Annotated in this window: 9 protein-coding genes; all 9 read right to left on the bottom strand. The window is 44.8% G+C overall.

Translation table 11 applies throughout. From position 1 onward, the window contains the following. Nucleotides 1-125: 125 nt before the first annotated feature. A complete protein-coding gene (locus AB5642_RS17450; RefSeq protein WP_368371785.1) occupies nt 126-872 on the bottom strand; it encodes a copper homeostasis protein CutC in 747 nt (248 codons plus the stop codon). Between the two features lie 138 nt (nt 873-1,010). After that, entirely contained in the window at nt 1,011-1,772 is a 762-nt protein-coding gene (locus tag AB5642_RS17445) for a DeoR/GlpR family DNA-binding transcription regulator (protein ID WP_173772021.1), read from the bottom strand. 149 nt (nt 1,773-1,921) lie between these two features. Then, nucleotides 1,922-2,899, bottom strand: coding sequence for an ABC transporter ATP-binding protein (locus tag AB5642_RS17440; RefSeq protein WP_148463621.1), 978 nt, complete (start codon nt 2,897-2,899; stop codon nt 1,922-1,924). Beyond that, nucleotides 2,889-3,887 carry an ABC transporter ATP-binding protein gene (locus AB5642_RS17435; RefSeq protein WP_148463622.1) on the bottom strand — a complete coding sequence of 333 codons (999 nt, stop codon included), beginning with the start codon at nt 3,885-3,887 and terminating at the stop codon, nt 2,889-2,891. Before AB5642_RS17435 ends, AB5642_RS17440 begins: the two co-directional genes overlap by 11 nt. An 8-nt stretch (nt 3,888-3,895) precedes the next feature. Further along, entirely contained in the window at nt 3,896-4,819 is a 924-nt protein-coding gene (locus tag AB5642_RS17430) for an ABC transporter permease (protein ID WP_272092446.1), read from the bottom strand. 2 nt (nt 4,820-4,821) lie between these two features. Continuing rightward, on the bottom strand, nt 4,822-5,787 hold the full coding sequence (locus AB5642_RS17425) for an ABC transporter permease (protein ID WP_368371784.1): 966 nt from the start codon (nt 5,785-5,787) through the stop codon (nt 4,822-4,824). A gap of 175 nt (nt 5,788-5,962) precedes the next feature. Continuing rightward, nucleotides 5,963-7,555 (bottom strand): peptide ABC transporter substrate-binding protein, encoded by a 1,593-nt coding sequence (locus AB5642_RS17420; protein ID WP_294674641.1) that lies wholly within the window; start codon nt 7,553-7,555, stop codon nt 5,963-5,965. Between the two features lie 465 nt (nt 7,556-8,020). Then, nucleotides 8,021-8,998 (bottom strand): hypothetical protein, encoded by a 978-nt coding sequence (locus AB5642_RS17415; protein WP_368371783.1) that lies wholly within the window; start codon nt 8,996-8,998, stop codon nt 8,021-8,023. Further along, nucleotides 8,988-9,218, bottom strand: a complete 231-nt coding sequence (locus tag AB5642_RS17410; protein WP_368371787.1) for a helix-turn-helix domain-containing protein — start codon at nt 9,216-9,218, stop codon at nt 8,988-8,990. Before AB5642_RS17410 ends, AB5642_RS17415 begins: the two co-directional genes overlap by 11 nt. Nucleotides 9,219-9,222: the final 4 nt, after the last annotated feature.

Raw genomic sequence — 9,222 nt, 5'->3', positions numbered from 1 at the left:
TTGCGCCGGCGAGTGAGTAATACACATTGTCCAAATGCGTCCGCATTGAAGAACTTTTAATCAACTAAATAGCAAAACGCCCTTTCACGAAAACAATCCCATTTTGTGAAAGAGCGCCTAAGGCTCTAAAGCCTTGCTAAAACTTCCCGGGCCTTTTTCACCTCAGCCTCACTGGTGCGGAAAATCTCATACTCACTCAAAGAAGGCAGTCCCATACTCACACCCTCTTTGCGGTACTTCATCTCACTGTCCAGCAAAACCTTGCCCGTCATATGATAATCTGTGATTCCGGTTTTCTCATAGATTGGCGCAATCACGTCTGCATTCACTCCTGCACCAGCCATAATGTGAATACGACCTGCACTCTTTTCCACCAGCTCTGCAAGCAGCGGCGAACCATCCACACAGTTATTCTTCTGTCCAGATGTAAGAATGGTGTTAAAACCAAGAGAAATGGCCTGCTCCAGGGCCTCCATTGGATCCCTGCACACGTCAAAAGCCCTGTGCAAAGTTACAGACATCCCCTTCGCTTCCTCCATAAGCAGTGCCAGATGCTCCACATCCAGAGATCCATCCGGTCTTAGCATACCGAGTACAACTCCCTGGGCACCCAGCTCCCGGAATCTTCTCACTTCTGAACGAATAATATCAAATTCATATTCAGTATAACAAAAATCCCCAAATCTTGGACGGATCAGTGCATGGATCTTAATATCACTATACCTGCGGATCTCGCGGAAAAGACTCTCTGATGGAGTTGTTCCTCCAATCACCACATTTCCGCAAAGCTCGATCCTGTCTGCTCCGCCTTTCTCAGCGGCAAGTACAGATTCCACAGAATCTGCACAAACCTCCAAAGTAAATTTGCTCATATCCTCTTTTTCCTTTCACCCAGCCTGATACTATCACATTGCAGCTATCACAATACTTTGCATTCTGATAATTTCACAAATTATTCCCATGCCCGCCGGTCTTGTCACTTTGTTGCTGCATTCCCGAGCTGCCGTTTCTTAATAGAGCGTTACACCAAGGGAATCCAGCATATCCTGCACCGACTGATCTGGGAATTCATCTGTGATGATTCCGTCCAGTTCATCAAGCTGTGTAAATTTATAAGATTCATTAAAATAAAATTTCTCCCGCTCCATCACGGCATATTTATGACGGCTGCTTTCAATTGCAGCCTTCTTGGTCAATCCGTCCTCCACTCCAAGAGTCGTGACGGTGTGATCCATCATATCAATTCCGCAGCTTCCCATAAATGCCCGGTCAAAGCTGTACTGCCGGATCACCTGGATTGCTGCAGAACCAAGGAATCCATTTACTGTAGGATACATGATTCCACCGGTTCCAATGGCTGTGATCTTGGGATTTTGCGCAAGCAGCTGTAAAATATCGATCATGTTGCTCACTACGGTAAGCTGCATTTTCGATTTCGCAAGAAGCTTGGCAAGCTCAATATTGGTTGTGGATATATCAAGAAAAATCGCTTCCCGCTCTTTGATCAACGTCATAGCCTTGACCGCGATCACCATCTTCTTGTCCACATGATAATTTCTTCTGTCGATAACATCTCTTTCCAGCGGGTAATCCTGGGAAAGAATCGCACCACCGTAAGTTCTTTTTAATTTACCGGCATTCTCAAGAGTTTTCAGATCTTTACGGATGCAGTCCTCTGTAACCTGGAACATTTCGCTCAGTTCCCTGGTCCGGACTTTTCCCTCTTCCCGAAGGACTTTCTCGATGGCTATCTGCCGTTCCTCAATAAACATCCTTCTTCCTCCTGTTTTCTGCTGTCTGATTTTTCCTAAGTCTATCTCTTGCTATTTTAACAGTTAACAAGCACTATACATTTCATATTACAGCCAGTCTTTTAGCTTTCCATATCTTCTGAATAGATACCCAATCTGTCTGTCAAATATTACTCTGCGCACTGACTGCAGGCAACAAAATGTCCCGGTTTTACCTCAACAAGCTTCGGCTGGCTCTTATGGCAGCTATCCTTGCAAACAGGACAGCGACTGCAGAACTTACACTCCTCGCCAAGATCAATAGGGTTCGGAAGTGTACCCTCCAGCATGATTCTCTGACGGTTCTTCTCAATATCCGGATCCGGGATCGGGATTGCAGAAAGAAGAGCCTTGGTATAAGGATGCATTGGGTTCTCGAAAAGCTCCTCACTGTCAGCAAGCTCAACAAGAGATCCCAAGTACATAACACCAATACGGTCACTGATATGTTTCACCATGGAAAGGTCGTGTGCAATAAACAGGTAAGTCAGCCCACGCTCTCTCTGAAGCTGCTCCAGAAGGTTGATAACCTGTGCCTGGATGGAAACGTCCAGAGCAGAAATTGGCTCATCGCATACAATAAAATCCGGATTTACTGCAAGTGCACGTGCAATACCAACACGCTGGCGCTGTCCACCGGAAAACTCATGAGGGAAACGATCTGCATGCTCTGCCTGAAGACCAACGGTTTCCAGAAGCTCAATTACCTTGGCATCACGTTCTTTTTTATTGGCAGCAAGACCGTGAGCATCAATTCCCTCTGCTACAATATCCAGAATTTTTCTTCGCGGGTTCAGGGATGCATATGGATCCTGGAAAATCATCTGCATTCTTCTGCAAAGCTCATGTCTCTGCTTTGTATCCAGATTCTTGTCAATTTTCGTTCCATCGAAGGTTACCGTACCATCTGTAGGATCATACAGATGGATAACAGTTCTTCCGAAGGTAGATTTACCACATCCAGACTCTCCAACCAGACCAAGAGTCTCTCCTTTATAAATCTGAAGGGAAATGTCATCAACTGCTTTCAGGATCTTTTTATTTCCAACATTAAAGTATTTCTTCAGGTTCTTGACATCAAGAAGTACCTGCTTTTCATCATTTTTCATCAGAGTTTACCTCCTGTGCCATCTCGTCAAGCATCCAGCATGCTGACTTGTGATTCTTGCCGCAATCGGTATAATCCGGCATGTATTTCTGGCAGACGATCATTGTCTCCTTACATCTTGCCGCAAAAGGACATCCAACCGGAGGCTCCATAAGATCCGGAGGAGTTCCCGGGATTGCCTGAAGCTCACCGCCTTTTTCGTGTGCTTTTGGAATAGAACGAAGAAGGCCTTTTGTATATTCGTGACATGGGTTGTGGAAAATATCTTCCACATCTCCTGTCTCAACTAATTTTCCGCCATACATAACAGCAACACGGTCTGCAATATTTGCCACAACACCAAGGTTATGGGTAATGATGATAATGGATGTTTTGATCTTTTTCTGAAGATCGCGCATCAGATCCAGGATCTGTGCCTGGATCGTTACATCAAGGGCTGTGGTCGGCTCATCTGCGATCAGCACCTTGGGATCACATGCCAGTGCAATGGCGATGACAACTCGCTGTCTCATACCACCGGACAGCTGGTGTGGATACTGGTCGTAACGTGCCTCCGGATTGGAGATTCCAACCAGGGAAAGAAGCTCAATGGCTCTTGCCTTACGGTCGGCTTTACTCATCTCCTTGCGGTGCTCTTTCAACATTTCCTCGATCTGTTTTCCAACCTTCATAGTTGGGTTCAGGGAAGTCATAGGATCCTGGAAGATCATGGCAATCTCGCTTCCGCGCACCTGCTGCATCTGACGTTCTGAATATTTGGTCAGATCATTTCCCTGAAACATTACGCTTCCTTCTACTACTTTTCCATTCTTTGGGAGGATTCCCATAACACCTTTCATGGTAATGGATTTTCCGGAACCGGACTCTCCTACTACCGCAAGTGTCTCCTGCTCATTCAGGTAAAAATCCACGCCGCGCACAGCCTGGACAACGCCCTTGTGCGTCTTGATGTGGACTGTAAGATTCTTAACTTCTAATATTTTTCCCATAGCTGTACCTACTTTCTCATCTGCGGATCAAGGGCATCACGAAGTCCGTCGCCCAGAATACTGAAGCATACCATAATCAGTACGATAACAATTGCCGGGAAAATCAGTACATGTGGATACATTCGCAGTACCTGATAACCACCGTTGATCAATACACCAAGGGAAGCCTGCGGCTCTGCCAGACCAATACCAATGAAGCTTAAGAATGCCTCGGTAAAGATAGCGCTTGGGATTGTGAACATCACGTTGATTACGATAACGCTGACTGTGTTCGGGATCAGATCCTTCATAATAATGTTGAATTTGCTGGTTCCAAGAACCTGAGAAGCAAGTACGAATTCCTGATTCTTCAGTTTCAGGATCTCAGCACGAACCAGTCTGGCCATGTTTACCCATCCGGTAATGGAAAGTGCAGCGATAATAGTTCCTACACCAGCCGGGAATGCCATCAGGAAAAGGATTACAATGATAAGGCTTGGGATTCCAACCAGTACCTCAATGATACGCTGCATAATAGCGTCTACCTTTCCACCGAAAAGAGCGGAAACAGCACCGTAAAGAACACCTACAACCAGATCAAGGATTGCAGCTACCAGTGCGATCATAAGGGAAATTCTGGTTCCCATCCAGGTACGTACCCACAGGTCACGTCCAAACTGATCAGCACCAAAAATATGTGCTGCGCTTGGAAGTCCATATACATTGTTATAATCAGTGTCTCTAAATGAATATTTACTGAAGATCGGTGCAAAAATGGCAAGCAGGATAATTCCGATCAAAATAAATAATGCTACAACTGCTGCCTTGTTTTTTTTCAGACGGATCCATGCGTCAGCCAGCATAGTGGAAGCAGGAGCTGCGATGTGCTCTTTTTCAGAGGCTTCTACTTTCGCTTTCTGATACATGCTGCGGTCAATTTTTGATTTGTCCACGATCAGCTCTCCTTTCCTTTGGCAAGACGAATTCTCGGATCAATAAGAGAATAAGCCAGGTCAACAAGCAGTACAATCAGCATATAGAATGCGGCATAGAAAATAGTAATACCCATGATCACTGGATAGTCATTTGCCTTGATACAGTCTACGAAAAGACTTCCGATACCAGGAATACTGAAAATGTTCTCTACAGCAAGAGATCCTGTCATAAGGTTTACTACGATTGGTCCTAAAATAGTTACAACCGGAAGGATGGAGTTGCGGACTGCATGACGCATAAGGACTTTCATCTGGCTCAGCCCCTTGGCTCTTGCAGTTACGATGTAATCCTGATCCAGTACATCCAGCATTTCGGTACGCATAAAACGGGCAACCATAGCTGTTGCACTGAACGAAAGCGCAATGGACGGCAATACGGAACAATTCCAGCCAGTCCAGAATCCAACCGGGAGAACGCCCCATTTCAGACCTATGTAATACTGAAGAAGGGCTGCGGCGACAAAGTTCGGCACCGAAACTCCAAGCACTGCCAATATCATAGTAAGGTAATCAATTCCGCTATTGTGCTTCCAGGCAGCCAGGATTCCTAAAATTAATCCGATTGCAAGTCCGATCAGTACTGCCTGGATACCAATCAGAGCAGATGGTCCGAGACGACCTGTGATAACCTTGGAAACGTCCTGGTTTACATAAGTAAAGGAAGTGCCAAGGTCTCCTTTCAGCATGTTCTTAATATATTTCACATACTGCATTGGAAGAGAATCATTTAATCCATACATTTCCAGCACACGTTCCTGCTGCTGAGGTGTCATAATACTAAAACGCTCAGCATCAAAAGGTGTACCTGGAAGATTTTTCATCATGAAAAAGGTACAGGTTACAATTACCCACAAGGTAACCAGAATGTACCCTAATCGCTTTAATACATATTTCAGCATGACATCACCTTTTCTGTTACTGTGCACGTAGTGAACAGTACTCCTTTTCTTTCTGTGAAAAACAGACCGTATACCGGCTGTGTAAGCCACTGCTGTATACGGTCCGTTACTTATTCCTTAAGGAATATTACTTGAATTTGAAGCAAACCTCTGAGATCTGTTTCGCTACCAGTTTATATCCAACAATCACCTGAATAAGAGATTATTCGAAGGAAGCGTACTTGAACTCAAGCGGAACACCGATCGGATGGCTGATCAGGTTCTTGACATTGGATTTTGTCAGAACAGCGGAACCTCTGTGGTATACAGGAGCAACAACTGCGTCTTCCTCAACCAGCTTCTTCTCAGCTTTCAGCATGTCATCAAGACGAGCTGCATCGTCTGTCTGAGTCTTAGCATCAGAAATCAGTGCATTGTAATCTGCATCGTTGTAGTTTCCACGGTATGGAGTTCCGTTTGTCCACAGATCAAGGTATGTCATAGCGTCATCATAGTCAGCACCCCATGCTGTTACAGCAAACTGATAGTTGTTGGCATCCATCAGCTCTCCACGTCCCTGTACAGTCTTGGTATCGATTACTACGTTCAGACCAAGTGTTGTAACAAGCTCACTCTGGATAAATGTTGCAACGGATTTGGATACAGAGTCATCAGCTACAAGAAGAGTAACCTCTGAAGGTGCGCTTCCAAGTTCCTCAACTGCTTTGTCGTAGTACTCTTTTGCCTGCTCCGGATCATATGGGGAAACATCTCCGTTCAGTTCACGGAATGTCTTCTCTCCATCACCGCTCATGCCGTCTGCTACAAGACCGAATCCTGGTGCAGAACCATCAGCAAGAATGTTATCTGTAAGAGCGCTTCTGTTCATAGCAAGAGAAATAGCTTTTCTCATGTTTACATTGCTCATTACGTCATCTGTAAGGTTGAACTGTACATAGCTTGTACGGAAGTCGATCTCCTGGGCGAATTCCGGATCATCCTTGTATGCTACTACGTTTGCAGAATCAAGTTTAACCTGGGAAAGCTCGCCAGCCTGATATGCGCTTAATGCAGCTGCAGCATCTTTGATTACACGAACCTGTGCATCTTCGATTGCTACGTTGTCTTTATCCCAGTAGTTATCGTTCTTAGCGAAAGTAACGCCTACAGCCGGATCATAATCTGTGATCACGTACGGTCCGCAGTAGAGCATGCTGTCTGGGGAAAGAGCGAAGTTTGTACCCTGCTCTTCGCAGAATGCTTCGTTAACCGGGAAGAACATATCCATTGTAGTAAGGTTCAGGAAGTATGGTGTCGGGCTCTTCAGCTGAACTTCCAGTGTCTGATCGTCAACAGCCTTAACGCCTACCTCAGAAGCCTCAACGCTTCCCTCATTGTACTCCTGGCCATTTACGATGTAGTCTGTCATAATGAAGCTGTAGCCGTTTGTTGCGTCTGCGCTCATCTGTTTCAGCCATGCGTATACGAAATCTGCTGCTGTTACAGGCTCACCATTGCTCCACTGGATTCCGTCTCTTAAGTGGAAGGTGTATGTAAGCTTGTCATCGGATACCTCATAAGTATCGCAAAGAGCCGGCTGAGGCTGGTTGTTCTCGTCCATACGGAACAGTCCCTCTTCTGCCTGGTTCAGTACCAGGAATGCATTCTCCTCGGATGCAGCCCACGGTACCAGAGTCTTGATCTCGAAATCAGTAGCAACGCTGAGTGTCTCTCCCTCTGCGAATACTGCTGATGCACCTGTAACAGTCATGGTGAGTGCCATTCCAAGTGCTACTGCTGCTTTCATCATTTTCATAGTTTTTTCTCCTTTCTTATCCGTCCTTAATTCCGGTACGGTAGTAAGCCTTTTCGGAAAGCGGAAGCGCCTGCTGCCGCAGGTGTTTTCTTATAAAAGCAGGACATTTTTTAGAAAATATTTTATAAAATTCTGGTGTCGATGCCTTTATAGTAAAAAAACATTTTCTATTCTGCAACTTAGTCACGATGTAGTTTCATGCGCCTTTGCATAAATAAAAAATGTTCTTTTTGCTCGCCTCTTTTTGGTAATTTTAGTATAGCAAAGTGTTGTAGTGTTGTCAATTGTTTTTTTATTATTCTTTATTGCTTTTTATTGTTTGGAATTGGTTTTGTATGAATTATGTATTTATTTTGTACAAATTCTGCTTTTTTCGAGAAAAAATGAGTAAAAAATAAATAACAAATTCCAACGAAATTTCCTATTACGCCAAAAATGCCAGGTTGATTTTCCTGGCATTTTTATTCAGTATTCAATCTCTACATCTTTTTTGCTGACCAACCCATTCTCCAGGGGATACCAAGTCTCCAAGTACTGCGTTTCCTCATCCTCTGACGAATTCAAATTCAAGATCGTCCTGGTTGTCACCATTTTGCCTGAAGTATCTTCCTTTCTGATTTCCGCCAGAATATAGACAGTGTCTGCTTCTACCTTCAAGCTATCCGGCACCTCAGATGGCTTATAGGCAGTCTGCTTCAACACCTGATTTGCCGCATTCATCTGGTAAATGATGGTCCGCACTGGTTTGTACATAGTGGCAAACTGAACCGTCACTTTACAGCCTTCTGTCTTAGTCTTTCCATTTTCCACTGTAGTAGTTTCACCGGAAAGGGTAGCGGCCATAGTGTTTCCTTCTGAGCCTTCCACACCGTTGGAATAGCCGTTTCCAGCCATGGCATAAATTTCCCCGTTTTCTTTCTGGAAAACCGGGTTTACATACTGGGTGTGTTCTGACTTGCCAGAGACCTGGTAAACGGTGGCACTGATTTCCTGTGTTTCTCCATCATCGGTAACATTATAGTTCAAATACGGATCTCCTACTCCGTCAGAACAAAGATTTCCTACAGATGTATTTCCATCCTCGTCTTCGGTCACTGGCATTAAAATGTATTCTCCTTTTATGTCCCCAAAGGAAATTTTCCACTCAGAAGAAGACTGGGAACCTTCTTTATCCACAGTTGCCACAAGTTTCCCCTCATAACGACTGTCGTTTCCTATGGTGATACTGCTGTTGTTCATAAGGGAGGCGGCATGGTCGTTCAGATAGCCCTCCATATCATACAGGTCCAGGTATTCGGAGGTGATAAAAGCGCCAATCAGCCGGTCACCGTTTCCATCTGTGCCGGCTTCTGGGACTGCAAGAGTACAGCCGCTGGCTGTGAAAGCCATGAAAACAACCGATAATTTGAACAAACTTTTTAACAGATATTTCCTAATCTTCATTTTCGTCCACCTCCAGATTTCCATCGAATTTTAAGATATCGCCAACATCGCATTGCAGGAAATAACAGATCCGGTTAATGGTGTGGAACCGCACGCCCTTGGCCTTTCCGCTTCTTAGGACGGACAGGTTGGCTTCTGTGATGTTTATCAGGCTGCACAGTTCCTTAGACGTCATTCCCCGCTCTTTCAATACGTCTTCAAGACATACTTTTATTGCCATAAAT

It is taken from the genome of Ruminococcus sp. 1001136sp1_2201st1_G3_2201SCRN_220225 (assembly GCF_040924365.1).
Taxonomy (GTDB): domain Bacteria; phylum Bacillota; class Clostridia; order Lachnospirales; family Lachnospiraceae; genus Blautia_A; species Blautia_A faecis.
The sequence above is the reverse complement of the archived record's forward strand: the minus strand, read 5'-3'. Positions and strand labels throughout refer to the sequence as shown.